This window comes from Alcanivorax sp. IL3, from assembly GCF_047495465.1.
Classification (GTDB): Bacteria; Pseudomonadota; Gammaproteobacteria; order Pseudomonadales; family Alcanivoracaceae; genus Alcanivorax; species Alcanivorax jadensis.
Window position 1 is genome coordinate 1,133,745 of the sequence record NZ_CP179931.1, and the last position, 26,119, is coordinate 1,159,863.

The following is a 26,119-nucleotide window of genomic DNA, read 5'->3' on the forward strand; positions in this document are numbered from 1 at the left end:
TCATATTAAAAGACGGGTTGGCTGGCAGGAGTCAGTGAGTAGCTGCCGGCATCAAAGTCCTTGAGCAGACGCTGCATTTCCAGCGTGCTCCAGGGGAAACCCACGCTGTTGAAACCGTTCTTGTCCAGGTAGTAGCTGGAGCAGCCGCCGGTGTTCCAGACCGTACCCTGCAGGTCTTTCTGCACCTTGCGGTTATAGGCTCTCTGGCTGTCGGCTTTCACTTCTACTCGGCTCAGTTGCTGCTCGCGCATGGTGTGCAGGGTGCTGAGGATATAGTTGATCTGCGCCTCGATGACGATAAAGGCGGAGTTGTGGCCGATGCCCAGGTTGGGCCCCAGCACCATGAAGGCGTTCGGCAAGCCGGCGATGGTGGTGCCGCGATAGGCCTGCATGCCGTCTTGCCACATGTCACTGAGTGACTCACCGGTATCGTTGAAGATGTGATCAGCAATGGGCGGTTCGGTGACGAAGAAACCGGTACCCAGAATGATCGTGTCCACCTCGCACTCGCTGCCGTCCTGACCCACCAGGGTGTTGCCGCGAACTTCCTGCAGGCCGGTAGCGAACACATCCACATTGCCCTGATTGAGCGCCGGGTAATACTGGTTGCTCATCAGTACCCGTTTGCAGCCCAAGGTGTAATCCGGGGTGAGCTTGTCACGCAGGGCCGGGTCCTTGATGGCCAGCCGGATATGCGCCTCGCCCAGTTTCTGGATCTGCCGAAGCAGGGCGGGTTTGCGAAAGCCGATGCCGAAGGTTTCAAAGCCACCGTAGAGGGTCTTGCGCCAGGCGTTCAGGGTGAACGGCAGGCGGAAGAAGTTTTCCTCGAGTTTGGGGATGGGGTGGTCTGGCTTGGGCAGCACCCATTGCGGGGTGCGCTGGAACAGGGTCAGGTGCTTTACCTTCGGCTGGATTTCCGGCACAAACTGGATCGCCGAGGCGCCGGTGCCGATTACCGCTACCCGTTCGCCGCCCAGGTCGTGGTCATGGTCCCAGCGGGAGGAATGAAACAGCTTGCCCTGAAAATCCTTCAGGCCGGGAATGTTGGGAATGATTGGTTCGTGCAGGTAGCCGGAGCAGGCCACGATAGTGCGGGCCAGGTAGAGCCGATCGCCGGTCTGCACTTCCCAGAGGTTTTTGCTTTCCCGCCATTGGGCTCGTTCCACCGCCTGATTGAAGCGGATGTAATCGGGAATGGTGTGGCGCTGGGCGGTGTCGCGCACATAGTCGAGGATTTCCGCCTGCCCGGCGAAGGCCCGGCTCCAGTCCGGTTTTTGGGCGAAGGAATAGGAATACAACGCCGAGGGCACATCGCAGGCGCAGCCCGGGTAGGTATTGTCCCGCCAGGTGCCGCCCAGATCTGCGGCCTTTTCCAGGATCACAAAGTTACCGAAGCCGGCTTCCCTGAGGCGAATGCCCAGGCCAATGCCGCTGATGCCGGCGCCCACGATCAGGACGTCATAAATCGGAGTATTGGCTTGCTGTGTCATGGCTTGTCCGGGGTCACTGGTTGGGTTGCGGGCTGAAGAAATCCATGGCCCGGTTAGTCAGATTCAGGTTGGCTACCTGCTTGGCGAGGGCGTAGATATCCGGATAGATCACCCGGGCTCCGCCCTTGCCGAAGGTGCGGTAAATGCGTTCGGCCAGTACCTCCGGTTTGCCGGTGGGGATATAACGTGACACCGGACCTTTTTTCACCTGGCTGCGCGCATGACTTTCCAGGCCGGAATGGATCGGTCCCGGATAGACGGTGATCACATTGACGCCCTGTTTTTTCAGGTCCAGCCGGGCAATTTCCGAGGCCAGGCCGATGCCGGCCTTGGCGCCGCCGTAGTAACTGCAGCCACGGATCGGCACGCGCCCGGCCATGCTGGCCACATTGATCACGCATCCGTTCCGGGCCTCCATCATGGCCGGCAGCGCCAGGTCCATGAGTCGCATGGGGGCGGTGAAGTTGATATCCAGCAGGCGCTTGCCTTGTTCCCAGCCGGTGCCGGTGATGCTGATGATGTCCATGATGCCGGCACAGTTGATCAGCACATCCACTGGCCCGCGGCGGTCCACCAGCGATTGCCACCAGGCGGGTAGAGCATCAATAGCGGTCAGGTCGCAGACTTCGGCCTGGGCATCATGGGTATTGGCGGCATGCTCGAGCGCCTCCGTATTCAGATCCACCAGGGTGATGCGGGCGTCAGGATGATGTCGGCGAAACTGCCCGGCGAGCTGGCCGCCGATGGCGCCGGCGCCGCCGGTAATCAGGATATGCGTTGGGGTCATGATTATTTGCTCTTGTTGTCGTGATTGGCGATGGCGAGCCAGCAGGCATCCCTGGCCCGTTTCAGGTCGTCGTCATCCAGGGTCAGGTAGCCCAGCCGTTCCGCCTTGAACACGCCCACAAAGGCCCCCCAGAACAGGGCGATGGCCAGGTCCGGTTTCATGATGTCGTTGAGCAATCCGGTGCGCTGACCGATCACGACCATGATGCCCAGGGGAATCAGCAGGCCCTGTTCCTGATGACGGCTTTCCGCGTCCAGGTAGTTGTGGTGATCCTGCATTTCCAGAAAACGAAAGGCATCCGGCTCCTCGCGGGCAAAGGCGGTGAGCCGGGCCCACAAGTTGTCGAACAGGCTGCGTGACGGGTGCATCAGATCCAGGTCGCTCAGCAACCGTTCCTGAAGACGACGTTTGCTGTCGCGGAACACGGCATTGATCAATGCTTCCTTGCTATCGAAATAGCGATACAAGGTGCCGACACCGACACCGGCTTCAGCGGCAATCGGTGGTACCGGTGTGCCGTGCAGGCCGTGCTCGGCAAACACCCGTAGAGCGGCACGAATGATCTGTTCGTGCTTGCGAGCTTCCTTGTTGTCGACCGGGGTCGTCCGGGCAGGGGTGGCCATGGCAGGTCTCACTCGACAGATGAATGAATGTTCATTCCGGAACTGTGCCATTGATTGATGTTTTTGTGGAAGGGTCATTTGGGGACAAATGAGAGAGGCAAGCCGTATGAGCGGCGATAGCCCAACAAAATCAAAAGCCTTTTCACCACAGACCACACAGAGCACACAGAGCAAAAGCCGCCTTTTGCTCAGTGATTTCTGTGCCTTCTGTGGTAAATCAGTCTTTTCAGAGGTTCGGCTACCGCGCCGCCAGCGACGCTCCTAGGGATGGGGGTAGGGGTCAGATCAACCCCTTCTCCCGGGCGGCAAGCTCGGTGAGTTCGGCGGCGAGGGTGACCGGGCGAGCGTAGGAGCGGTCATAGTGGGCCCGGGCCAGGGCGTGGCATTCGGCACTGATCTGATCGTAGAGTTCTCGCGGCAACAGCCCCCGGGATGGGGGCAGGGCGCGCAGGCCGAAGCGGTCATAGGGGATCTGTTGTTTGCCGGCGGCCTTGAGCAGCTCCGGTACCCAGCCCTGGGGGGAAAGCTGGGTCTGGTAGCGCAGGTTCTGAAAGTCCATCTCTGCCGCCAGCCGGGCCGCATCGGTGACCACGAAATAGTTGTCCACCACCTGGCAGAGCAGCAGATTCAGCCGTTTCCAGACGATTTGCTTCTCTTCGTTAGTGTAACCATTCCAGTGCACCACCTCGTGACTGAAGCGGCAACAGCCACGACAGACCGTATCACCGAAGACGGTGGAACAGACGCCGATACAGGGGGTGTGGATACGATTAACTGCCATGGCGGAAGATTAGCAGAAAAGGCGGGGCAGGGTAGAGGAGGGACGAATCACTTGGCGGGAATTTGAGCACCTACCTTCATCTTGAGCAATACTCGCAAATCGGCCATAGTTAGCACCTTCATAAGCATTATCTTGCGCGGAATAATAAACAGGGTCGCCCCTGATCAACGGGAAGCGGCATCACTGGAGAATAATAATGCGATTGGCTGTGTTGCTGGCAGCTTGCCTGTGGACGCTTTCGGGATGCTCCAGCCTCGGTGTGGGAGTCCCCTCGACCCCCGGTGCCTTCATCCATGCCCCCCAGGGCAAGACCTTTAAACCCATGGATACGCTGGACCCGCGTAATGCCATGGTCTACATCTATCGTCCGATTACCCGTTGGGGCTATGAAGAGGTTCAGGCGCCGGTGTTTTTCCTGGACGCTTCCCAGCTGTTCGGTCTCAAGGCCGGGGCCTATAGCTGGCTGGAATTGCCCGCCGGCACCCATGACTTCTACGCTCGCCGCCCGCTCAGTGTGCTCTATCTGAAAATGGTGTTCGAGATGCCTCTGGAAGTGGAGGGCGGCAAGGACTACTACTTCCGCTACTCGGAAACCCGCCCGCTGGATATGGAAGAGCTGGTTGCCAATCCCCAGGATTACCAGCAAGCCGGGCCGTTACAGCAGGTACCCCGTGCCGTGGCCCTGCGCGAAATCGCTGACCTACGTCTGGATGAGCCGGGCGTCTACTATGCCGGCAAGGACAGTCAGGTGCCGCGCTGGGCGCCGTTCTATACGTATACGGCGGAAAAATGATAGCTACGAGTGGCTAGCCACTCGCTTCCAGCAAGAACAAAAAAGCCCCGGCATGCCGGGGCTTTTTGTTTTCTGGAGAGGAATAACCTTTCTACGAAGCCGCTGTAGGAGCGGCGCTTGAGCCGCGAACCTCGCGTAGCGAGGAAATCGACCGCAGAGCCTGCCCCGGACTTGATCCGGGGGCGATCAGGCATTTGCCGAACTCAACAGGTCTATACGTGTTCGCGATCTTCCGGGGCCGCGGTTCGCGGCTCAAGCGCCGCTCCTACAGCAGATTTTTCTGTTAGCTCGTAGCTCGTAGCTCGTAGCTACTAGCAGCTAGTCACTCTCCGTCAGCCGCCGTTTGGTCTGCAACAACCGCTTCCACTGTTCCACATACTCCGGCAGGGCCGGGGAGGTCTGGTTGAAGCCGGTGATTTCCTGCAGGGTCTGGGGGCTGATGGATTTGCCGCCATAAACGTTGGCCACCCGCAGCAGGGCATGGGTGTGTAGTTTGCGCTGGGACTCGAAGCGCTGATCGTAGTACACGTATTTGTCGTCCCAGCCGAGAATGCGGGTGTGGACCTGGAACTGCTGGTAGGGGCGCAGTTCGCGGATATAGGAAATCTCGGTATTGGCCACCACGCCATTACAGCGCGCCTCGATCATGCGGTTGAGCAACCCGGTGACCACCGCATGTTCCAGTCGGCAGCGATCCATGAACTTCAGGTATTTGGCATTGTTCAGATGCATGTTCAGGTCAATATCCAGCAACCCCACCCGGTATTCCTGGGTGACAACATCAAACAGCTGGTGTGTGGGCGGCCGTTTACGACGGCGAGCCGCGCTGATCAGTTCGAGCATCCGATCTCCCTATGCCACGGTAGCCCGTGACCCCTTTTATTCTTTCGAAGACTGAATCGGCAAAAAAACGGGGTTCAGTATAACGGTACCAGTGCCAGTTCACACTATTCACTGATGTCAAAGTGGTCAGTTTTACAGTCTTTGCAGTCTTGGCCAACGTATGGCGTGCATTGCGGGTCGCTATGGACTGTGATTCAGAGGTAAGAGGTAGTGCTGATGGTCAGGCACAGGCCAGATGCAGACTGAACAGGCTGTCACTATCAGTCCAACAGGCGGAGGGTGTGAAACCGGCGGCGACCAGTTCGGCGGAAAATCCTTCGACGGTGAATTTGTAGGAATTTTCCGTATGAATACGGGTGCCGGCGGAGAGTGTCAGGCTATTTTTGCCGAGCTGGATGTGCTGGTCCTGCAGGCATTCCAGGTGCATTTCGATACGATTCTGCGTGCTGTTGTAGAACGCCAGATGGCGCATGGTGTCGGTATCGAAACCACAATCCAGTTCCCGGTTCAGATGATGCAGTGCATTCAGATTGAAGGCAGCAGTGAGTCCCCCGGCATCATTGTAGGCGGCATGGAGTTGTTCGCAGGGTTTCTGCAGATCCGCTCCGATCAGCAGGGAACCGCCGGGGCCGGCCAGTTCGCGCAGGCCGCGCAGGAAAGCCGCTCGCTGTGTCGGTTCAAAATTGCCGATGGTGGAGCCAGGAAAAAAAACCAGACGCCCCGGCTGTTGTAACCCCTCCGGCATGGCCATGGCCTGGCAATAATCCGCGCAAACGGCGCTGATATGTATCCGGGGGAAGTCGTCGGCCAGGCGCCGTGACGCGCCAAGCAGGCATTCCCGGGAAATTTCCAGTGGCATGTAGTGAGTCGGTTGCCAGGCATCGAGTAATACCCGCACCTTTTCACAACTGCCGGCACCGGGTTCGGCGATGGTGTGGATGCCGTCCAGCCGTGAATGAATCTCCCCGGCGTAGCGATGCAGCAAACTCGCTTCGGTGCGGGTGGGGTAGTACTCCGGGGTGCGGGTAATCCGGTCGAACAGGCTGGAGCCGGTTTCGTCATAGAAAAACTTGGGATGCAGCGTCGGTGTCGGTGCCCGCAGGGATTCACTGACTTCGGCCAGCATGTCGGTGGTGGGTGGCTGCAGGTCGAAGAAAGTCAGGTTGGGGCCGAGCTGTTGCTGGTTCACGACGGGTCTCCCGCAAGCCGGATGCCACTGAACTGCCAGCGGTGATGAGGGTAGAAAAAATTACGATAGCTGGCCCGCAAATGCTCCCGACTGCTGGCGCAGGAGCCGCCGCGCAGCACCATCTGGTTGCACATGAACTTGCCGTTGTATTCCCCCACGGCCCCCACCGCTGCTTGAAATCCCGGGTAGGGCAGGTAGGCACTGGCGGTCCATTCCCAGACATCACCGAACAGGTGAACCATGGCGGTATCGCGGGCCTGACCGGGTTGGTAGCTACCGTTTTCCACAAAATGTCCTTGCAGGGGTTGCGCTGCCGCCGCGTGCTCCCATTCCTGTTCCGTGGGCAGCCGCTTGCCGGCCCAGCGGGCATAGGCATCTGCTTCGTAGTAATTCACATGGGCAATAATCTGCCCAGCGTGTAGCGGTTGTAGTCCTGCCAGAGTGAAGTGCCGGTCAAGATCCTCGTGCCAGTAAAGCGGCCGCTGGCTATGTTGCGCCTGTACCCAGGCCCAGCCGTCAGACAGCCATAACTCCGGTCGTCGATAACCGCCATCCTCGATAAATGCGCGAAATTCGCCGTTACTGACCGGACGGTTTGCCAGCGTAAAAGGCTCCAGCCAGACCCGGTGGCGGGGTGTTTCGTTATCGAAAGCAAACCCCTGGCCGCTGGCACCGATTTCCACCAAACCGCCACTGAAAGATTGAAAACTCAGCGGTGCAGGGCTGTCTGCTTTGGCAAGAGGCTGGCCGAGAGTTGGCGCCAGCGGGTTGAAGGAGAGGCTGTATTTCAAATCTGTCAGCAGCAACTCCTGATGTTGCTGCTCATGATTGAGTCCCAGTGTCACAAGACCCGTCAGGCCCGGTTGTTGTTCGATAAGGCGGACCATGGCGTCGTCTACCTGCTGTCGCCAGGCATAGACGTCTTTATCGGTGGGGCGTGACAACAGATGGCGTTGAGGGCGGGCGAACTGTTCGCCAATGCCGTTGTAGTAGCTGTTGAACAGGTACTCGAATTGCGGGTGGAATACCCGGTAGCCGGCGAGGTGGGGCTTGAGAAGGAAGGTCTCGAAAAACCAGGTGGTGTGGGCCAGATGCCAGCGGGGCGGGCTCACGTCGGCGCAGGCCTGCAGCCCCATGTCCTCGGTGAGCAAAGGGTCACAGAACTGTTCGCTGAAGGCCCGGATACGCTGGTAGCGCGCCATCAGTGTGGCGCTGGCGTCTTGTCTGGCGGTATCTGGCAAGGTTTTCCCTCCCAATCCGGTTGTCAAAGAGTGGCATCCACTTTGAGCGAAAGCAACAATGTGACGCGTGAACGGGGTGGGTATACTGCGGGGCAGCATTTGTAATGGGTTGCTGCTGTTGGCGCAGCAACAGCCCATGCCCTTTCACCACAAGGAGAGCATATGAATATTACCGATAAAGTTGCCGTGATCACCGGCGCCGCGTCCGGTCTGGGCCAGGCCACTGCTGAAGCGATTATTGCCAAGGGCGGCAAGGTCATGATTCTGGACCGTGACGACAAGCGTGGCCCGGAAGTGGCGGTGGAGCTGGGTGCCAATGCAGCGTTTGTGCAGACCGATGTGACCGACGAGGAATCCGTGAAGGCGGCCATCGACGCCACCGTGGAAAAATTCGGTGCCATCCATGTGTGTGTGAACTGTGCCGGTGTGGGTTCCGCCATGAAGACCGTGGGTCGTGAGAACAAGCCCCATGATCTGGGCGTGTTCAACATGGTGGTAAAGATCAACCTGATCGGTACCTTCAACGTGGCCCGTCTGGCCGCTGCTGCCATGGCCGAGAACGAGCCGGGTGAAGATAACGAGCGTGGCTTGATCGTGAACACCGCTTCCGTGGCGGCCTTTGATGGTCAGGTTGGCCAGGTGGCTTACGCGGCTACCAAAGGTGGTGTGGTCGGCATGACCCTGCCCATCGCTCGCGACCTGGCGCCGCTGGGCATCCGCTGCAACACAATCGCCCCAGGCATCTTCAACACCCCGCTGATGAACGCTGCCCCGGACAAGGTGAAGCAGCCGCTGATCGAAATGACCCAGTTCCCCAAGCGTCTGGGTAACCCGGCGGAATACGCTCAGCTGGTCTGCCACATGATCGAGAACAGCTTCCTCAACGGCGAGACCATCCGTATTGATGGCGGTATCCGTATGCAGCCTCGGTAAGGCAGCTGCGAGCGACTAGCTGCTAGCTACGAGTGAAAAGAAAAAGCCCCGGATGTCCGGGGCTTTTTTCGTTCTACGAAGCTGCTACAGGATGGGGTCACCCCTCCAACGCATAACACGGCACGTAATGACTTCCCGGCAGCTTCATGCGGTGTTGCTCCACAAAGGCCTGCAGCAACTCATCAAGGTGCTGCATTAGCTCGCCCGGGGCGTGAAGGCGGTAGGGGCCGTGTTGTTCGATGGCGTGGATGCCCTGTTCCTTCACGTTGCCGGCGACGATACCGGAGAAGGCACGGCGCAGGTTGGCGGCCAGCAGGTGGACCGGCTGGTTGGGACTGAGATCCAGGCTGGCCATGGCCTCGTGGGTGGGCTCGAACGGTTGCTGGAATTCCAGGGGGATTTTCAGCCGCCAGTTGAAGTAGAAGGCGTCGTCGTTATCCCGGCGGAACAGGGTGAGGCGATCAATGCCTGCACACATGGCCAGGGCCACGGCTTCCGGATCATCAATGATGATCTGGTAGCGCTCGGCAGCTTTCTCTCCCAGGGTGTAGCGGATAAAGGCATCCACCTGGCGAAAATACTCCGCGCTGCTGGCTGGTCCGGTCAGCACCATGGGCAGCGGCATATCGGCGTTGTCCGGATGCAGTAGCACGCCGAGCAGATAAAGAATTTCCTCGGTGGTGCCTACCCCGCCAGGGAAGACAATAATGCCGTGACCCACCCGCAGAAACGCCTCCAGTCGTTTCTCGATATCCGGCATGATCACCAGTTCGTTGACGATAGGGTTGGGGGCCTCGGCGGCGATAATGCCTGGCTCGGAGATTCCCAGGTAGCGTCCGCCTTCAAAGCGTTGTTTGGCATGGGCCACGTGGGCGCCCTTCATGGGGCCTTTCATAGCGCCGGGACCGCAGCCGGTGCAGATGTCCTTGTGGCGCAGGCCAAGCTGGTAGCCCACGCTCTTGCTGTAGTCATATTCGACCCGGGAAATACTGTGGCCCCCCCAGCACACCACCATATTGGGCGAGGCCCCGGCTCGAAGCGCCCCGGCATTGCGAAGGATATGGAACACCGCATTGGTGATGCCCTGGCTGCTGCTCAGGTTGAAGCTGTCGTTATTCTGGATTTCGTTGGCCACATAGACCAGATCGCGCAGCACCGCTGACAGGTGCTCGCGAATCCCGCGAATCATGCGTCCGTCCACGAAGGCACCAGCAGGGGCATTGTCCACTTTGAGCCGCAGCCCGCGATCTTCCTGGATCACCTCAATATCAAAATCCTTGTAGGTCTCCAGCACCTGGCGGCTGTCATCGGTGGGCGTGCCGCAGTTCAGTACCGCCAGGGCGCAACGGCGCAGTAACTCATGCAGGCCGCTGCCGGAGGTGTCCCGCAGGCGTTCGACTTCGTGCTGGCTAAGCACTTCCAGGCTGCCTTCCGGGGCAACAATAGTGGATACCGTTTCGGTCATAGGGTCGGGTCCGTCGCAAAATAAACGTTATTCAGGGGCTGCCTGGCAACACCTGCGGCTATAGAAGCCGCTGTAGGAGCGCCGCTTGAGGCGCGAACCTTGCTCTAGCAAGGAAACCGCCCGACAGCAGGGCAAACCGTCAAAGCAGCTACAATCCCCAAGAGTACCTCAGATGACAATCCCTGTGAGTGAAGAGTTGCAAGCTCCTGATCCTTAGGGTGACGACAGACTCTTTTACAATTCACCGGGAACGCCAAGCCGGCGCAGGCGTCGGAATCTTTATCAAGTCTGGCACACTGACTGCATGGTTGATCTGTGTCATCTGGCTGTCTTCAAGGGGCGCCATACTTGGTCGATTGGGAACCGGCAGAAAGCCGGCCCGTTAATGAGGTTATATCTGGAGCAAAGCATGTTGCTCAAATATCTGAATCAGCTGGAACAGGCGGTGAAGGCCGCGGCCGAACACCCGGATACGGATTCCATGAACCGCTGCGCCGATTGTGTGGCCACCCTGGATGCCTATCTGGATGCCCAGATGGAACCGGTACAGCGCCGGGGCCGGGAATTGATGGACGGGCTAATCCCTTCGGATTTGCAGAGTCGCGTTTGTCAGCGGGTACATTGAACCCTCCACGCTTCCCGTAGGAACGTCGCTGGCGGCGCGATTGCAAGGCCACGTCAAAAGCACTTTCGCCACAGAGGGCACAGAGCACACAGAGAAAAAATCTCTTTCTTCAGTGCTCTCTGTGTCCTCTGTGGTAAATATCGTTTCTCAGGTTTTGGGATGCACTTCGATAACCCTTCGGGCGCCCTGCGGGCGTTGTTCCGCTATGCGCCTGCAATGGTGCTAGAGCCGATTACGCTGATGCCGCAGCGCTTTTTCCCTTTCTTCCGGAAACAGGTCCGGCTGCTGCGGGGCTTTCAGGTCGCGCAGGCGAGCGCCGATACCGATCAGGCGGGCAGGGCCCTGGCGCCGTTCCCATAGCTGTCGAAGAAGCGCCTCGAAATGGGCCGGGTCCAGATCGTCACCCACCTTGTCGCAGCTCAGGCTGACAAAATCCTGGTATTTCACCTTGGCGGTCAGCCCACTGATCAGGTAATGCTGGTCCAGTTTGGCGAAGCGGGCCTTGAGCTTTTCCAGCAGGCCGTCCAGTTCTCGCAGCCACGCATTCAGATCCACCTGGTCCTTGTCGTAGGTGCGCTCCACGGACACGGACTTGCGCCGCCGCCCGGTTTGCACGGGCCGATTATCTTCGCCACGACACAGGTGATAAAGCCGCTCACCGAAACTGCCGAAGTGCTGTGACAGTTCCAGCCGACTCATGCTCTGCAGGTCGCCGCAGGTATGCAGGTTGAGCCCGGCCATGCGCTCGCCGGTCACCCGACCCACCCCGGAAATTTTTTTGACCGGCAGGGCAGCCACAAAGGCGTCTACCTGAGCGGGGGGAATCACAAAGAGCCCGTCCGGCTTGCGCCAGTCACTGGCCACCTTGGCAAGGAACTTGTTGGGGGCCACGCCGGCGGACACGGTAATGCCCAGTTCCCGACGAATGTCCTGCCTTAACGCCTCGGCAATGCGGGTTGCGCTATTATCGAACTGGTCGCTGGCGCTCACGTCCAGAAACGCCTCGTCCAGCGACAAGGGCTCGATCAGGCTGGTGTAACGGCGGAAGATGTCATGGATCTGTGTAGAGACCTTGCGATACTTGTCGAAGTTGGGGGGTACAATCACCAGTTCCGGGCAGAGTCGCAGAGCCTGGGACGAGGCCATGGCAGAATGCACCCCGAAATGGCGGGCCGGGTAATTGCACGTGGCGATAACACCGCGCCGGTGAGGGTCGCCCCCTACGGCCACGGGCCGATGACGCAAGGTCGGGTCATCACGCATTTCCACAGCGGCATAGAAGCAGTCGCAGTCAACGTGGATAATCTTGCGTGAGGCCTGTGCCATGAATGAACTCTGGGATGTGGCAGGATTGAAAATCGGGTGGCCTGTGTCGCATGGGCTGCCCTGAGGAGAGTGTAACATCGGCATTACCGGTAACCGCACACCACAGGTCCTGATTGTTGGCGCTGGCCCCACTGGCCTGGCGTTGGGGATCGGCCTGCGTCGACACGGCATTGATTGCTGCATTATTGATCGGCTCGTTGAGCCGTCACCCTGGTCCCGGGCGCTGGGGCTGCATGCCCGCACCCTGGAAATTTTTGCAGCCCTGGAAGTGTTGGCACCGATTCACAAGGCCTCGCGCACCATGCGCGCAGTGTCTGTCTATGGTGACAAGGGCTTCCTGTTCGAGCTGGATCTGACCAGCCTGGATGCCCCGTACCCCTGGGTGCTGAGTTGCCCCCAGTCCGATGTGGAAAAAGCCCTGACTGAACGCTATCGGAGTCTTGGCGGCGAGCTGGTCCGTGGTACAGAGCTGCTCGATTTTACTCAGGATGGTGCAGGCGTCCGCGCCCGGATACGGCAGGGTACCGAGGTGGAAACGGTCGCCTGTGATCTGCTTGTAGGGGCAGATGGTGTCGGTTCCACCGTGCGTCAGCAGTTGGGGATCGGCTTCAATGGCGTCGATTACGCGGAACATTTCCTGCTCGCCGATGTGGACTGGCAGGGCCCCTGGCGCAGTGATAGCTCCCATGGCTTCCTGCAAGAGGACGGTCTACTTATCGCCTTGCCGTTACCAAAAGGCTGGCGGTTGATCATGGCCCGGGATGAAGCCTGGGAAGGTGACCTGAGCCTGCAGCCCTTTACTGACCGGCTGACTTCCATGCTTGGCGAAACGCCAGATCTGGGGGAGCCTCGCTGGATCAGCCGCTTTTCCGTGCAGCGGCGGCTGGCGCATCATTACCGGCGCAACCGGGTGTTCCTGGCCGGCGATGCTGCCCATGTACAGAGTCCGCTGGGTGCCCAGGGTATGAACACCGGCTTGGCCGATGCCTTCAATCTGAGCTGGAAACTGGCGTTCTACCTTAAGGGTTATGGCAACGGAGCCTTGCTCGATAGTTACGAGCAGGAACGCAAACCGGTGGCAGATAAAATGCTGCACGGGGTGGACATGTTATCGCGGGCCTCGTTGGTGAAGCTGCCCATGCTGCGACGCACCCGCGACTCCCTGTTGAAAATGGCGGGAGGGCGGACCGGTCTGTCCAGGCGCTTGCTACGCAGGGCCAGCCAGCTGGATGTGCATTATCGCTCCTCGCCGCTGGTGGGCTGTGGCCCGGAAGCAGAGCTGGGCTGGCGCAACCGGGGGCCGTTGCCCGGTGACCGGCTTCCCGATGCGGCGCTTCGCTCTGTGCGCACTGGCCACCTTCACCAGCTCCATGATCTGTTGCGAAAACCGGTTCATCACCTGTTGCTGCAACTGGGCGAGAACCCCGAGCACAATGAACGGCTGGTGCTGTATGCACTGAGCGATCGTCTTGGCCAGGAATATCGTGAGCGTGTTCACCTGACGGTTATCGTGGCCCCTAATACTCCGAGTGAAGAGATCCCCCGGGAGGGCACCACCCGTATTTGGCAGGATCATCAAGGAGAGTTTGGCAAGGCCTTCGGCGAGGGCCCGAGAATGTGGCTGATGCGCCCTGACGGGCACCTGGCCTACCGGGCGCCAGTGAGCAATGCTAACCATCTTCTGGAGTATCTGGATACGGTGTTGGGGCGAAAGGGCCAGTAGCGCGTAGCGTCGCCGTGAGTCTGGGCGAGCCGTGCCAGTTGAAAAGCAATTGATAATTGAGAATGGATAATTGATAGCTCGCGTGAAAGAGCATCAAGTCCTGAAACGCAAGAGGCCGCGCCTAAACCCATGGGTGCGGCCTCTTGCATTCAAAGACAACGGCAACACCAATTCGCGCCTTTATCAATTATCAATTAAATCCGCCGCCACCGTTGAATCACAAAGTGCGCATTCATGGCTTTACCGGCGAGCTTGCCGATACCGGCTTTGGCCTCGGGTTTGGCGCGCCAGTGGTGTGGGGTCATGGCCAGCAGGTTCTGTAATTCCTGTTCGTCGTCGGGAATCCATTCCAGGTGGATATCCTGGCTATCGATCTGCGTAAATCGCGCATCCAGAAACTTGCCCGCATCGAAACCCGATTGGCGAACCTCTTCATAGAGGGCCTCACGCAGGGGTAGCAGATGCTGCTCGCCGGTCCCAACCACAATCAGTTCGCCGCCGGGTTTCAGCACCCGGGCAATATCATCGGTGAATAGCCGGGTGAACAGCACAAATATCCGTTGCTGACTGTCATTAAACAACGGTAGCCGGGCGCCACTGGCCACCAACCAGGTCAGTGCCCTGTCCCGTTTCGCCGCTGCATCCACCGCAAACTTGGAAATATCCACGCCGACCCCGTTATCGCTCCCCAGCCGCTGGGCGAACTGGCAGGTATACCAGCCTTCGCCGCAACCGATATCCAGCCAGGGCTGATCATCGTCGCCCAGCCCGGCCAGCAAGGCATCCGCCAGCGGCTGATAACGGCCCAGTTCCAGAAATGCCGTACGCGCCTGCACCATGGCCTTGTCATCACCGGGCGCGCGCGAGCGGCGGTGCTGGGCCAACAGCAGATTGGTGTAACCACGCTTGGCACGGTCGAAGCGGTGACCGTTGTCGCAGTGCCAGCTATTGCCGGTGAGTTGCAGGGGATGGTCGCAGCTGGGGCATTTGAGGTTGGGCATAGGAAAAGGCTGAGTATTGGCGAAGAAGGGCAGTGAAGCATAAGCGGCGGTGTGCGGATAGTGTAGGTCGTCGCTGATTTTGTGACTTATGGCGAATGCATTTTTTCGCCAATCAAGGCGCTTTTCTGCAGGCATAGTGGGCCTAAGTCAAAGAAAAGCAACACAGAGTGTTGGAAAAAGGGGCCGTCATAAGTTGCAATATTAGTGGCGGCCTAGACTAGGGTTGGTATGTTGCCTGGCGTTCAGCATGCTGCAATTTGGCTTCTGCGGCCAGATTTCTCAATTCTCTGTAATAGGCCCGGTAACTGCTTTCCAGTACGGCTTTAACTGCCTGGTTGCTGCTTTTCAACTGTGCCATGGCTTGCTGATGCAGTTGCTGTATCTCGGCGTTGAGATTATCGACCATGGCCGGCAATTGCTGGCGAGTGCGATCAATGAAAGCGATCTGGTTGTCCATGCGAATGGTCTGGTTACGAAGCTGGCCAAGCTGCCGGCGAATCCGTACCTGATCATCATCCAGATTGTTCGGAATCAATTGTGATTCCAGTGAGCGTTGCTGTGCGGCAATACTGTCCAACTGGTTCTGTAAACTCTGCCGCTGGCGTTGATAGTCCTGCAGCTGGCTTTGCAGTAATTCAAGTTTTTGCCCCAGGGTTTGCCGCTGCTTTTGCAGGTATAGCAGGCTGCTTACCGCTTCCTGCAGGCGGCTGGATTCGCTTAGCAGATCCTCATCCGGGTTGTGAAGGCAGCGCAGCAAGAAGGCCTGGCGGACCTGCTCATCCAGCTTCGAGGGAAAAATAACGGCAAGCGGGTCAATAAACTGGCTGCTTTTCAGTTGCTGTAATTGCGCCAGGGCAAAGTCCGCCTGCTCCCCCGCTTTATTGTAAAGAGCCAGTGCCAGGCCAGTTTGATCGACAGGCTGGTCATTGGCGGCGCTGATCAATCCTGAAAGAGTCTGGGTGCGGTAGGGATAATGATGGGCTGTGCGTAAAAACCAGTCCTTGGCCTGCTCGGGTTGCTGTTCCAGGCGGTAGCTTTCCGCGATCAGCAGGCTGGCCTGTACGGCAGAAGGGCTGTCGGTTTCCACCTGCGTAAGTAATTGCCGACTTTGGGAGTAATCTTTTGCCGCCAGTTTTTGTGCGCCTTGGCGAAGTAATAGATGGTTACTCAGCACAAAACGGGCAGCGGGCTCCAGCTTATTGGCATCACGCAACGCGGTATTGTAGTTCGGCGTTTTGCTTGGCGTTTCTTCCGTCAGCGGAGCCATGGCCCTTTCCAGGCTTGCCTGTACTGGCTTTGTCAATAAAAGGAACAAAAGTACCAGAAAAACAACAGCTTCCTGCTGTATAAGGGATGTGATCCGGTTCACGTTAGTGTTTTCTCCAGGCGCCATTAACAGACATAAAAGTGTAGAATCCCGCTTTCTTTTTAACCAGCGCAGCACATTACACAAATAAACGGTGGCGATGAAGCCGCACTGTTTTGCTGGATGGATGATCGGCAAGGAAAGCCATGTTAGGGGAACGTTTCGTTTTACGCTGTGGCGCTATGGTGCTGGGCTTGGTGGCGAGTGCTGCCTGGGCGGCACCGGATGCACAGCAGCGCATGTTCGATCGCCTGCAGGAGCAGGAACGCGAGCGTCAGCAGCAACAACTGGAAGAGATGCAGTTACCCGGTGACCAGCCCGGGTTGCGCTTGCCCGTGCCTGACACCTCCACACCTTCGGTCCGTTGTTTCCAGATCGACACTATTGCTCTGAAAACCCTCAATGATGCGCCTGTCCTTTTTGGCCGCTGGTTCCAAAAACCGGTGCGCGAGGCGGAAGGTACCTGCCTGGATATGACAGGCATCAAGGCCTTGCAGGCACAGCTCTCCAATCGATTGATCGACAAAGGCTATGTGACCAGCCGGGTGCTGATTCCCGAGCAGGATGTGTCCTCCGGCAAGCTTCTTCTGCTGGTGGTTGCCGGGCAGGTGGAAGGCTTCGAGGCTGTTGGCATGCCGCTGCGCGTGCTGGAATGGGCCGTGCCGGCGCAGCCCGGTGATCTGGTCAACCTGCGCGATCTGGAGCACGCGGTGGAAACCCTGGCCCGGCTACCCCACCTGGATGCCAAGATGGATCTGGCACCGGGAGAAGAGCAGGGCGGCACCGTCGTGCTCGGCCAGGCCGACTGGCCGCGCCGTTATCGTGGCACTCTGGTGGTGGATCAGGAGCATTACGGAGATACCAACCACGGTACGGCCCAGGCGGGGCTGGACTGGGGCAGCCCTTTCGGGCTCACAGACCGGCTGTCCCTGTCGCTCAACAGCGATCTGGATACCGAGTTCACCGACCGTGCCTGGGGGGCGGGGCTGAGCTATGACATCAGCCTGGGGTACTGGAATCTGGCCCTGAGTTACAACCGCCAGGAATATGAAAACGAAATTCAGGGCATCTTCCAGACATTCGACTCTACTGGCGCCACGGATACCTCCCGGCTGGAGCTGACGCGCACCCTCTACCGTAGCAATCGCTCCCGGCTATCCTTGTCCCTTCTGGGCACCTATACGGATGCAGAAAATTTACTGGAAGACGCGGTTATCCGGGTCAGTTCCTACCACTTGCACACCCTGGGCGGGCGCCTCAATGCCAAGCACCTGTGGGGGCGTACTCAGCTGGCCGGCACGCTCACCATCGAGGAAGGCCATGGCGCCGGCCCGGCCACCAACCTCCCTGGCGGACAGTCAATTGCAGACATCACGCACACGCGCTATCAGACATTTCTTACAGCCAACCGTTTCATAAAACCGTTATATGGCACTCTCGCGCTGCGTATTAATGCCCAGTACGCCGATGAGACCCTGTTTCCGTCCGAGAGATTCTCTCTGGCATCCCGGTCTGTGGTGCGGGGGTATCAGGATATTTCCGTCAGCGGTAACACCGCGGCGGCAGGCAGCTTGCAGTTTGATTTCTTTCCACCGATTCCCAGTCCGGTATCGGTGACGCCCTTTGCGGCCTATGACATGGGGGTGATCCCCGGTAACAGCAATGAGCCCCATTTTACCCGGCTGGATTCCGCCACGGCAGGCGTACGGCTGGGTTACCGCTCACTGCGTTTCACCACCGAGATTTCCTGGCCCTTTGAACAACATTCAACGGAACTGACTGACAGCGAGTACACCGTTCATGCCTCACTTTATGCCGAATTCTGAACCGTCATCTGGCCCGGTGTCGCGGGTGAAAAGTGGCCTGGTTTACGGCCTGTCGCTGCTGCTGATCTGGCAGCCCATGCTGTTGTCCGCCCAGCCCATCACGCCAATCCATGGCACCAATGGTCGGCCCACCCTGGATCAGGCGGCCAATGGCGTGCCGGTGGTCAATATCAAAAACCCCAACGGCAAGGGCGTCTCGCAGAATTTCTACAACGACCTCAACGTCAGCGATAAAGGCCTGGTCCTCAACAACAGCCAGAAGCTCACCCAGACCCAGCTGGGCGGTTACATCGAAGGTAACCCCAACCTGAAAAACGGCTCCGCCAGCCTGATCCTCAACGAAGTGATCGGTCAGAACCCCTCCAACCTGGCCGGTTATATCGAAGTTGGCGGTGCCCGCGCCGATGTGGTGGTGGCCAACCCTAACGGCATCAGCTGTAACGGTTGTGGCTTTATCAATACCAACCACGCCACCCTGACCACCGGGCAATCCATCATGGAAGACGGGGAATTGCGCGGCTTTGATGTGCAGGGCGGTGCCGTGTCCATTCTCGGTAATGGTCTGAATGCTTCCAACACCGAACGCTTTGATGTGATCGCTCGCTCCGTGACCCTGGCGGGTGAACTGCATGCGGACCGCCTTAACATCGTCACCGGCCAGCAACAGGTAGACCGGGATACTCTGATCACCAGCAACGCCACCACCGATGGCGACAAACCCGAGTTCGCCATCGACTCCTCGGCCCTGGGCGGCATGTACGCAGGCCGCATCCGCCTGATTGCTAACGAAGACGGTGTTGGGGTGAAGCTGGATGCGCCGGTGGCGGCGCAGAATGGGGATTTGCAGTTGTCGGCCAATGGCGACCTCAGATTTAGCAATGCCAGTGCGCAAGGGGATATTCAACTGGCATCTGCAGGGGATGTGATTTCGACAGGCAATGTGGCGGCTGGTGGTGCGTTGGCAATCACGGCCGATAGTGTGGCGTTTAAGGGGCAGCAAGCGGGAGCGAAATTCGTAACGATTACTGCCGACCACACCCGTGTGGGTCAGGATGCTGCCGTATTGGGCACCGATAGCGTGCAGGTGACCGGGGATAGTTTGCGCAACGAGGGCGAACTGGCCGGTAAGCAGGTTGAGATTGCCCTGGATCAGGGTGTGGTTAACGATGGCCAGATCCTGGCCGGTGAGGCGATCCACCTGACCTCCTCGACACTGAACAACAATGGCACCGTACAGGCGGTCGATGATGTGTCTGTAGAAGCGGTAACTGGCGTGACCAATGAGGGCACTATGGTTGCGGGTAATGCCATATCCGTGCAATCGGACGGGGATGTGGGCAATACGGGCACGATTCTGGGCGGGGATTCCCTGGAGGTTTCGGCACGGGGCCTCAACAACCACGGCCAGCTCCATAGTGGTAACAAGGCTGCCCTGAAGGCTGATGAGTTGTCCAACACGGGCAGTATTGTGGTGGCGGAAACGCTGCAGGCTACAGCTCGAGTGATTGATAACCAGGCAGAGTCTGCGCCTGAAGCCGGCGAAGAGGGCAGCGAAGAAAGTGGCAGTGAAGACGGCGGTCTGATCCAGAGTGGTGGTGTGCTGTCACTGAAGGCTGACAATACACTGACCAACCATGCCCGCATTGTCAGTGGTGGCGATGCCACCCTTGAAGCCGGAGAGCAATTAGACAATCACGGTGAGATAACCAGTCAGCGCAATATGACGCTGTCCGCCTCACAAAAGCTCCATAACACCGGTGATGTCTTGGCGCTGGGGTCGTTGATCGCGCAGAGCGAAACCGTGCTGGAAAATCACGGCACCCTGCAAGCCATGGAGCACCTGTCGGTGAGTGGCGATGCCTTGACCAATGACGGCGCGATCCGGGCCAACGGCATTGTGACCCTGTCTGCCGTCGCGGGGGAGTTGCTCAATCGTAGTGAGGTGACTGCAGGCCAGCATGTGGTTATCGAGGCAAACCGCTTCACTAATCAGAGTGCGGGTAAGGTAAAAGCTGAAGGGCAACTGGCGGTAACGGCGGATCAGGCTGTCATCAATCAGGGCGTGCTGCGAGCCGAGAGCGCCCTTTCCCTCGCCGGTGACACCCTGACAAACCACGGCGAAATCAGCAGTGGTGGTGGTTTGAGCATCGGCCAGCAGGACGATCCGGCAAGCACCTTGCTGAACATGGGCCTGATAGCCAGTGATGGGCCAGCATTGCTAAGCGTGGAGAAGGTGGAGAATGCGCAGGGCGCCGCGCTGCAGTCTCAGGGCGACATGACGTTGATCAACGCGGATTCTCTGGTGAACCAGGGCAAGGTTATCGGCCATGGTGTCTTGAGTCTGGAAGCGCATACGTTGCTCAATGAGCGACTGGCGGATGCGCCGGCAGGAAGCCACGATGGCACCTTGGGTGGTGGCGAAGCTCTGTTTGTTCAGGGGAATGAACTGGTTAACCGCGGTGGGGCATTACTGGGGTCGGCCGGTGATATGACCCTTCTCATTCGCGACAGAGTGGAAAATAACCGCTCGGATATCGTGGCGCACCGGAATCTTTTTATCGGCGCCCAATTACCGCAAGCGCCACAAGAGGGCGAGGAACTTACGGAACAAGAAGCCCTGGATGCGCTGAAAACCGGCGAAGTGATCAACCATTCCGGTCAAATCATTACCAATACGGGTGAAATCACCATTTTTACCCGGCATCTGGATAACAGCCGGCAGGTGGAATTGGGCAAGGAATACGGTATTACCGGGGCCGACCTGAAGGAGGCTGTGTTGGCTGCCCTGCGGGAAGATCCTGACAATGCCTTGCTTAAATTGATTGCTGATAACGGGGAGGTTAACGAAGAAGACTGGGCGTTCATCATGGACCCGGGGGTGTATACCTTGCGGCTTTATACCGCCGCCAGCAGTAGCCGCTACGACTGGGTCAATCACTGGGTGGATGTCTATAGCGCTTACCTGAACCGCCAGGTGTCAGGCACGCTAAGCCACAATGATATTGAAGCGATCCGTTCTCGTTTACTGAAGGAAGCGGGTGCTATCAATGTACAGGGAGCGAGAAATCCACTGGCTGAGAACTTTTATCTGTTTGCCAGAGTGTCACAGCTGATCAAGCAGCGCTCTCCGGAAAAATATGACCGCTTGCTTGCGCGCATGGAATCCAAGCTGGAAAACAAGGATGGTGTCCTGAATGTATGGCAAGTGGCCTGTGGTGGGGGGCGAGCGGACTGGATTGGTAGTAGCAGCAAGTCCTGCGACAATGGCTATGTGCGTTACTACCAGTTTGGTAAGGAGCGCTACGATGATGTAATCGATCCGGACTCTGAAGCGGTGGCCTCGGTCATTTCTTCTGCTGGGGACATGCGAATTCATGCGGATGCGCTGGATAACCGTTTCAGTACGCTGTCCTCTGGCGGCAACATGCACCTGAGCGGCGACACGCTTACCAACGAAGCGCTGGAGCTCAAACGCCACTACGAAGCGCGTTGGGGGGCGATTACCTGGCACAATTTAAAACATGAGCCGGACCCCGGCTGGCGCCCCTGGAATTACACCCATAAAAAAGTCGTTCATGCGCCCCTGCTGGATGAAAACGGTAATCGGCAAGTGGTCTCCAGTGTGATTGCAGCCGGTGGTGACCAGGGTGTCGTGCTGGATTTCAGTGATGAGGTGGGGAATTACACCAAAGAGCGTGCTGATCAGACTGTCGAGTTTGATACCCGCGAGTACGAAGAAACCCCCGCTGACGATGGTGGAGAGGGAGAGCTCCCAGGCGAAGACCCCAGCTACACCGATTGGGGCGGCAGTGATGTGGCCCGCGCGATTGACACCATCAACGCGCGCACTCTGGCCTTGCTGGATCGCCATGGCAGCCTGTTTACCGTTAACCAGGATGCCAACCACCCCTACCTGATTGAAACCAATCCTCTGTTCAACACCCTGGATGGTTTCCTGGGCTCGGAATACCTGATTGACCGGCTCGGCCTGAACCCCAACGGCGTCAGCCGACGTCTGGGAGACAGCTATTATGAAACCCAGCTGATCCGCGATGCCATCCTTGCTGCCACCGGCACCCGCTTCCTGGACCCGGATTTCAACAGCGACAAGGATCAGTTCCAGTGGCTGATGGACAACGCCCTGGTGGCGGCGGAATCCATGGAACTGGCCGTGGGCGTCAGTCTGAGCCCAGAGCAGATCAACGCCCTGCAGGAAGATATGGTGTGGATGGAAGAGCAAACCGTGGCCGGGCACCAGGTGCTGGTGCCGGTACTCTATCTGGCCCCCGGCAGCCAGCATCTCACCAATGAAGGCGCGGTTATTGCCGGTAATCAGGTTCACATCACCACCGATGGCCTGGGTAACAGCGGCATGATTGCGTCGAATCAGGGCATGGTGGTCAACGCCGGCGATAAGGGCGTGGTCAACCTGGAAGGCACCCTGCAATCCGGAGGCCAACTGCTGGTGGACAGCCTTGGTGATATCAAGAACCAGAGCGGCACCCTGCGAGGCAATGGGGTGGTGCTGCAAAGCCAGGGCGACATCATCCACGAGGCCTGGTCGGAGAGAGTGGAAGAGCAATGGCACAACGGCAACCACTGGCGTATCGACCATCGCGATGCCGGGGTGATCGACTCCACCGGCGACGTGGTCATGAATGCCGGCGAGCATATCCGGATCACGGGTAGCCGTGTCAGCGGCGAGACCGTGGGCATGCAGGCCGGCGGTAACATCGAGATTGGCAGTCTGACCACGGGTAGCGGCTTCAAGGGAGAGGCCAACGGTGGCAACTACCAGTACCGGCAAGTGCGCCAACTGGGCAGTGAAATCGAAGCCACCCTGAATGTGCTGGCCACGGCGGGCAATAGCATCGGCATCACCGCGTCCACCCTCAATGCCGGTGGCAATATCGGCTTGACCGCGATGCAAGGGGATATCCTCATCCAGGCAGCGGCGAACGAAGACTATGATCACTACCACGCCAAAAGCAGTGATGAGGAGCGCACCCGCACCAACCACACTGTGCGCCAACAACAAAGCGCCCTGAATGCCGGGGGGGCCTGAGCCTGGACGCGGGCAACAACCTGATCGCCATTGCCGCCAAGCTGCAAAGCGGTGGCGACATGCACCTGAAAGCCGGCAATGACATTGCGCTGCTGGCCGCACAAAACAGCGATTACCACTTCGCGGAAACCGACAAGGACGGCGACTACGGCGCCAAAAGCCACCGCAAGGATGAAGTCCAGAAAATCACCAACCTCACCACCGAGCTGAACGCAGGTGGCAATTTGATCATCGACAGTGAAGGCGATCAGCACTACCAGGCGGCCCGACTGGAAAGCGGCGGTGACATCACCCTCAAAAGCGGTGGTCACATCACCTTCGAAGCCGTGAAAGACCTGGTGCGAGAGACACACGAAAAGAGCCAGGGAGATTTGGCCTGGCAAAAGATGGAAGGCGAGGGCTTTACCGACGAAACCCTGCTGCAAACGGCCATCGTGGCCCAGGGCAACCTGGCCATTGATGCCGCTGAAGGGCTCTCCATCGACGTGAAACAGATCGACCAGGCGTCGGTAAGTAGCATGATCGACGGCATGGTAGCCAACAACCCGGACCTGGCCTGGCTGAAAGAAGCTGAAGCCCGCGGTGATGTGAACTGGAAACAAGTCAAGGAAATCCATGATAGCTGGGACTACGAGAGCCAGAGCATGGGCGCGGCCAGTGCCTTGGTGGTGGCGATTGTGGTGACGGTGATGACGGCGGGGGCTGGTGGTGCCATCGCCGGCACCGTTGGTGCCGGAACTACGGGCGTTACAGCTACTGTAGCGGGCGCGGTGGCCACCAGCGCGGCCACCACCGGTGCCTCCGCCCTGATCAACAACCAGGGTGATTTGGGCGCCACACTGGACAGCCTTGACCACTCCGAAACCTATCAGGGTCTGGCCGTATCCGGTATCACAGCGGGTCTGATGTATGGCCTGGACGGCATGTTCAGCCAGTGGGACTACGGCAAGGTCGAGACAAACAGCATCAACAACATCACCAAGGGCTTTGACCTCGGCAGCGCCAAGGGTATTGCCGGGTTCACCCTGCACAACACTGCCCAGGCAGGCATTCAGGCGGGTGTAAGCAGCAGTATTTATGGCACCAGCTTCAATGATGCATTCAAAACCAGCCTGGAAAGCCAGGGAAACAATGTGTTGTCGGCGGTGGTGTTTAATCAGGTGGGTAATCTGGGTGATTACCTGGCTGATAGTTCTGGCCAAAACGGCAACACTGCCGGGTTTAATCTTTTTGTAGAAGGGGGGCTGGGCCGTACTACTCTACATGCCTTGGCGGGTGGTGCGGTCACTGAGATCACCAGCGGCGATTTCGCAAGCGGGGCGGCGGGCGCGGGATTGAACCAACTCCTGTCAGATTCGCTGGGAAGTGTTGCCGACGGCTTGGGTAACGGAGACCCGAGCAAAGCCAATGCCTGGCGCGTGGCTGGTTCGCAGCTTGCAGGCTTGGCCGGGGCAGCAGCGGTTGATGGTGATGTCAATGAGGGTGCCTGGATCGCCAAGCAGGCAGATACCTATAACCGGCAGCTTCACAAGCAGGAGCTGAAACTGATTGCCGATAATTACAAGGAATATGCGGAAGAGCAGCGAGCTCTGGGGCGTGAGCTGACGGATGGTCAGGCGTTGAAAGAGCTTTTATATCAAGCGCATTCTCAAGTCGATGCTGCCTATGCAAACGATGAAGACCAAAAAACGTGGGCTTTCCTCTCTAATGTGGATGAGCAGGCAGCAGGTGACTTTCTGGGAAAAATCTCTGAAGGAACGGCAGTCACACATGATGATGGTGTGACAACAACCGCTTTTAAGGCCACGGATGATCAAAGAAACAATAGTTTTATTAATCACACACACTTGCTAGATACAGAAAGTGGCTCATATGGTGAGCTGTTGTTCGGTTACCGGCGTCCAATTTTGACCAATATGAGTATGGATATTGGGGCTGGGAATTACCAAGAAGTGTTGGCATTTGCGAATACGAATGCGGCGGATCAGCAGCGTGAAGTTAACCTTATTATCCCGAAAGCAATAGCTGGTGGGCCAGTGCTTAGGATTCTTGAGACCGGTTCCAAGCTATTTATGCTGGGTGGTGCTGCTTCGGCGGCGGCGGGTTACTACAATGATGGCGCTAATGGAGCATTGACGGCAACATCAGGATACATGCAGATGGTAGGGGGTAGTACTTATTGTGCATCATCTCCGGTTTCATGTTGGGCAACTGCACCTGTGGCTTTTGATGGCGCTAATAATATTTACAAGGGTGTCTGGGCCACTGCTAGCATGAACGATAGTCGTAGTAGCTTATATGCATGGGGTTCGGATGAAATTTTTGGTACGCCGAAACCAGGAATGGTAATTGATTACACTACGGATTTTATGTCTCTGATGAATGCTCCTCGCCATCTCGTGAACCCGGATAACCTGGATAGCTTTTCGGATAGCATTTTTATGATTAACAGCTCAACTGGAGTTTGGGGGCAGTTAAATAATGGGGGTTTGAGTATTTCAAGGGAGATAGATAATGACTGATAAAAAAGTGACTGCTTTGACGGGGGCGCGTGAACTGGTTAGCCAGTTTCGTTGGTGGGAGTTGATGTTGGCGGTTTCTGTTTTTTTACTCTTGTTTTTCCGGTCATTGGCTAATGTTCCATCCTTAGAAGATGAAGGTGTGTATTCTGCGGATGATATTGTTGTTTCTTGGTATTGCACTGGTGGTGGAAAAAATGAGTTCCAGAATATGGTTGGTGCATCGGGGAGAAATTACAGGATGGGCGGGGCTCGAGACACTTGCTCTAAATCTCAAGGGGAAGAGTTCTATGTTGGACGCAGGCTTGTTGCCTACTATAAAGATGGTAGAGAGTCTCCGATCCAAATCGACTTTGAGGGTGGTGGCGGATATAAAGCGGGCATACAAGGGGCCGATATCTTTGCGGCTTTAGCAATTTATGGGTTCCCAATTTTTATGTTGCTTCTTATCGTCGCCAAGAAAAGGCGAGGAGACTATGAAAAGAATCGGTAATGGATGAAAAATAGGACACACAGCTGTTAG

General features: G+C 57.8%; 19 protein-coding genes. 8 read left to right on the forward strand and 11 right to left on the reverse strand.

The features are described from left to right. Positions 1-5 precede the first annotated feature (5 nt). From ACMG4M_RS05450 to ACMG4M_RS05465, 4 genes are all read right to left on the reverse strand, one after another. The gene (locus ACMG4M_RS05450; RefSeq protein WP_035249405.1) at positions 6-1,490 is read right to left on the reverse strand and encodes a flavin-containing monooxygenase; all 1,485 of its coding nucleotides are present in this window, start codon (positions 1,488-1,490) and stop codon (positions 6-8) included. Between the two features lie 13 nt (positions 1,491-1,503). Next, positions 1,504-2,277 carry an SDR family NAD(P)-dependent oxidoreductase gene (locus ACMG4M_RS05455; protein WP_414430867.1) on the reverse strand — a complete coding sequence of 258 codons (774 nt, stop codon included), beginning with the start codon at positions 2,275-2,277 and terminating at the stop codon, positions 1,504-1,506. A gap of 2 nt (positions 2,278-2,279) precedes the next feature. Further along, positions 2,280-2,900, reverse strand: a complete 621-nt coding sequence (locus ACMG4M_RS05460; protein WP_035249408.1) for a TetR/AcrR family transcriptional regulator — start codon at positions 2,898-2,900, stop codon at positions 2,280-2,282. Between the two features lie 280 nt (positions 2,901-3,180). Continuing rightward, positions 3,181-3,681 (reverse strand): DUF1289 domain-containing protein, encoded by a 501-nt coding sequence (locus ACMG4M_RS05465; protein ID WP_035249410.1) that lies wholly within the window; start codon positions 3,679-3,681, stop codon positions 3,181-3,183. Positions 3,682-3,877: 196 nt separating this feature from the next. Between ACMG4M_RS05465 and ACMG4M_RS05470 the strand changes: the two genes are divergently transcribed. Beyond that, positions 3,878-4,474, forward strand: a complete 597-nt coding sequence (locus ACMG4M_RS05470; protein ID WP_414430868.1) for a DUF2846 domain-containing protein — start codon at positions 3,878-3,880, stop codon at positions 4,472-4,474. Positions 4,475-4,792: 318 nt separating this feature from the next. Here ACMG4M_RS05470 and ACMG4M_RS05475 read toward each other — a convergent pair whose 3' ends face one another. From ACMG4M_RS05475 to egtB, 3 genes are all read right to left on the reverse strand, one after another. Next, positions 4,793-5,317 carry an acyl-CoA thioesterase gene (locus tag ACMG4M_RS05475; RefSeq protein WP_035249412.1) on the reverse strand — a complete coding sequence of 175 codons (525 nt, stop codon included), beginning with the start codon at positions 5,315-5,317 and terminating at the stop codon, positions 4,793-4,795. Between the two features lie 220 nt (positions 5,318-5,537). Continuing rightward, positions 5,538-6,506, reverse strand: a complete 969-nt coding sequence (gene egtD, locus ACMG4M_RS05480; protein WP_414430869.1) for an L-histidine N(alpha)-methyltransferase — start codon at positions 6,504-6,506, stop codon at positions 5,538-5,540. Further along, positions 6,503-7,708 (reverse strand): ergothioneine biosynthesis protein EgtB, encoded by a 1,206-nt coding sequence (egtB, locus tag ACMG4M_RS05485; protein ID WP_414431118.1) that lies wholly within the window; start codon positions 7,706-7,708, stop codon positions 6,503-6,505. The genes egtD and egtB overlap by 4 nt, the downstream gene beginning before the upstream one ends. Before the next feature lie 201 nt (positions 7,709-7,909). Here egtB and ACMG4M_RS05490 point away from each other — a divergent pair, with 201 nt between their 5' ends. Then, on the forward strand, positions 7,910-8,680 hold the full coding sequence (locus tag ACMG4M_RS05490) for a 3-hydroxyacyl-CoA dehydrogenase (RefSeq protein WP_414430870.1): 771 nt from the start codon (positions 7,910-7,912) through the stop codon (positions 8,678-8,680). 97 nt (positions 8,681-8,777) lie between these two features. On the opposite strand, the gene ppnN is transcribed toward ACMG4M_RS05490, so the two are convergent. Next, complete coding sequence (gene ppnN / locus ACMG4M_RS05495; RefSeq protein WP_272962689.1) at positions 8,778-10,145, reverse strand: nucleotide 5'-monophosphate nucleosidase PpnN; 1,368 nt, start codon at positions 10,143-10,145, stop codon at positions 8,778-8,780. 409 nt (positions 10,146-10,554) lie between these two features. Here ppnN and ACMG4M_RS05500 point away from each other — a divergent pair, with 409 nt between their 5' ends. Next, positions 10,555-10,770, forward strand: a complete 216-nt coding sequence (locus ACMG4M_RS05500; RefSeq protein WP_035249423.1) for a hypothetical protein — start codon at positions 10,555-10,557, stop codon at positions 10,768-10,770. A gap of 222 nt (positions 10,771-10,992) precedes the next feature. Here ACMG4M_RS05500 and dinB read toward each other — a convergent pair whose 3' ends face one another. Then, positions 10,993-12,096: a DNA polymerase IV gene (gene dinB / locus ACMG4M_RS05505; protein WP_414430871.1), complete on the reverse strand. Its 1,104-nt coding sequence runs from the start codon at positions 12,094-12,096 to the stop codon at positions 10,993-10,995. A gap of 142 nt (positions 12,097-12,238) precedes the next feature. Between dinB and ACMG4M_RS05510 the strand changes: the two genes are divergently transcribed. Then, on the forward strand, positions 12,239-13,819 hold the full coding sequence (locus ACMG4M_RS05510) for an FAD-dependent monooxygenase (RefSeq protein WP_414430872.1): 1,581 nt from the start codon (positions 12,239-12,241) through the stop codon (positions 13,817-13,819). 194 nt (positions 13,820-14,013) lie between these two features. On the opposite strand, the gene ACMG4M_RS05515 is transcribed toward ACMG4M_RS05510, so the two are convergent. Beyond that, a complete protein-coding gene (locus ACMG4M_RS05515; protein WP_414430873.1) occupies positions 14,014-14,820 on the reverse strand; it encodes a putative RNA methyltransferase in 807 nt (268 codons plus the stop codon). Positions 14,821-15,037: 217 nt separating this feature from the next. Next, positions 15,038-16,087 carry a hypothetical protein gene (locus tag ACMG4M_RS05520; protein WP_272962686.1) on the reverse strand — a complete coding sequence of 350 codons (1,050 nt, stop codon included), beginning with the start codon at positions 16,085-16,087 and terminating at the stop codon, positions 15,038-15,040. 245 nt (positions 16,088-16,332) lie between these two features. Between ACMG4M_RS05520 and ACMG4M_RS05525 the strand changes: the two genes are divergently transcribed. The 4 genes from ACMG4M_RS05525 to ACMG4M_RS05540 are packed head-to-tail and all read left to right on the forward strand — an operon-like array spanning position 16,333 to position 26,089. Further along, positions 16,333-18,012 (forward strand): ShlB/FhaC/HecB family hemolysin secretion/activation protein, encoded by a 1,680-nt coding sequence (locus ACMG4M_RS05525; RefSeq protein WP_414430874.1) that lies wholly within the window; start codon positions 16,333-16,335, stop codon positions 18,010-18,012. Then, positions 17,999-23,077 (forward strand): filamentous hemagglutinin N-terminal domain-containing protein, encoded by a 5,079-nt coding sequence (locus tag ACMG4M_RS05530; protein WP_414430875.1) that lies wholly within the window; start codon positions 17,999-18,001, stop codon positions 23,075-23,077. The genes ACMG4M_RS05525 and ACMG4M_RS05530 overlap by 14 nt, the downstream gene beginning before the upstream one ends. Positions 23,078-23,118: 41 nt before the next feature. After that, a complete protein-coding gene (locus tag ACMG4M_RS05535; protein WP_414431119.1) occupies positions 23,119-25,599 on the forward strand; it encodes a DUF637 domain-containing protein in 2,481 nt (826 codons plus the stop codon). Beyond that, positions 25,592-26,089, forward strand: coding sequence for a hypothetical protein (locus tag ACMG4M_RS05540; RefSeq protein WP_414430876.1), 498 nt, complete (start codon positions 25,592-25,594; stop codon positions 26,087-26,089). Before ACMG4M_RS05535 ends, ACMG4M_RS05540 begins: the two co-directional genes overlap by 8 nt. Positions 26,090-26,119 lie beyond the last annotated feature (30 nt).

What these genes read in the sequence shown, in the direction of transcription:
- ACMG4M_RS05460 (WP_035249408.1), bottom strand. Translation starts at nt 2,900, where the DNA reads ATGGCCACCCCTGCCCGGACGACCCCGGTCGACAACAAGGAAGCTCGC.
- dinB (WP_414430871.1), bottom strand. Translation starts at nt 12,096, where the DNA reads ATGGCACAGGCCTCACGCAAGATTATCCACGTTGACTGCGACTGCTTC.
- ACMG4M_RS05465 (WP_035249410.1), bottom strand. Translation starts at nt 3,681, where the DNA reads ATGGCAGTTAATCGTATCCACACCCCCTGTATCGGCGTCTGTTCCACC.
- ACMG4M_RS05515 (WP_414430873.1), bottom strand. Translation starts at nt 14,820, where the DNA reads ATGCCCAACCTCAAATGCCCCAGCTGCGACCATCCCCTGCAACTCACC.
- ACMG4M_RS05500 (WP_035249423.1), top strand. Translation starts at nt 10,555, where the DNA reads ATGTTGCTCAAATATCTGAATCAGCTGGAACAGGCGGTGAAGGCCGCG.
- ACMG4M_RS05490 (WP_414430870.1), top strand. Translation starts at nt 7,910, where the DNA reads ATGAATATTACCGATAAAGTTGCCGTGATCACCGGCGCCGCGTCCGGT.
- ACMG4M_RS05520 (WP_272962686.1), bottom strand. Translation starts at nt 16,087, where the DNA reads ATGGCTCCGCTGACGGAAGAAACGCCAAGCAAAACGCCGAACTACAAT.
- ACMG4M_RS05450 (WP_035249405.1), bottom strand. Translation starts at nt 1,490, where the DNA reads ATGACACAGCAAGCCAATACTCCGATTTATGACGTCCTGATCGTGGGC.
- ACMG4M_RS05525 (WP_414430874.1), top strand. Translation starts at nt 16,333, where the DNA reads ATGTTAGGGGAACGTTTCGTTTTACGCTGTGGCGCTATGGTGCTGGGC.
- ACMG4M_RS05475 (WP_035249412.1), bottom strand. Translation starts at nt 5,317, where the DNA reads ATGCTCGAACTGATCAGCGCGGCTCGCCGTCGTAAACGGCCGCCCACA.
- egtB (WP_414431118.1), bottom strand. Translation starts at nt 7,708, where the DNA reads ATGGCGCGCTACCAGCGTATCCGGGCCTTCAGCGAACAGTTCTGTGAC.
- ppnN (WP_272962689.1), bottom strand. Translation starts at nt 10,145, where the DNA reads ATGACCGAAACGGTATCCACTATTGTTGCCCCGGAAGGCAGCCTGGAA.
- ACMG4M_RS05530 (WP_414430875.1), top strand. Translation starts at nt 17,999, where the DNA reads ATGCCGAATTCTGAACCGTCATCTGGCCCGGTGTCGCGGGTGAAAAGT.
- ACMG4M_RS05455 (WP_414430867.1), bottom strand. Translation starts at nt 2,277, where the DNA reads ATGACCCCAACGCATATCCTGATTACCGGCGGCGCCGGCGCCATCGGC.
- ACMG4M_RS05470 (WP_414430868.1), top strand. Translation starts at nt 3,878, where the DNA reads ATGCGATTGGCTGTGTTGCTGGCAGCTTGCCTGTGGACGCTTTCGGGA.
- ACMG4M_RS05540 (WP_414430876.1), top strand. Translation starts at nt 25,592, where the DNA reads ATGACTGATAAAAAAGTGACTGCTTTGACGGGGGCGCGTGAACTGGTT.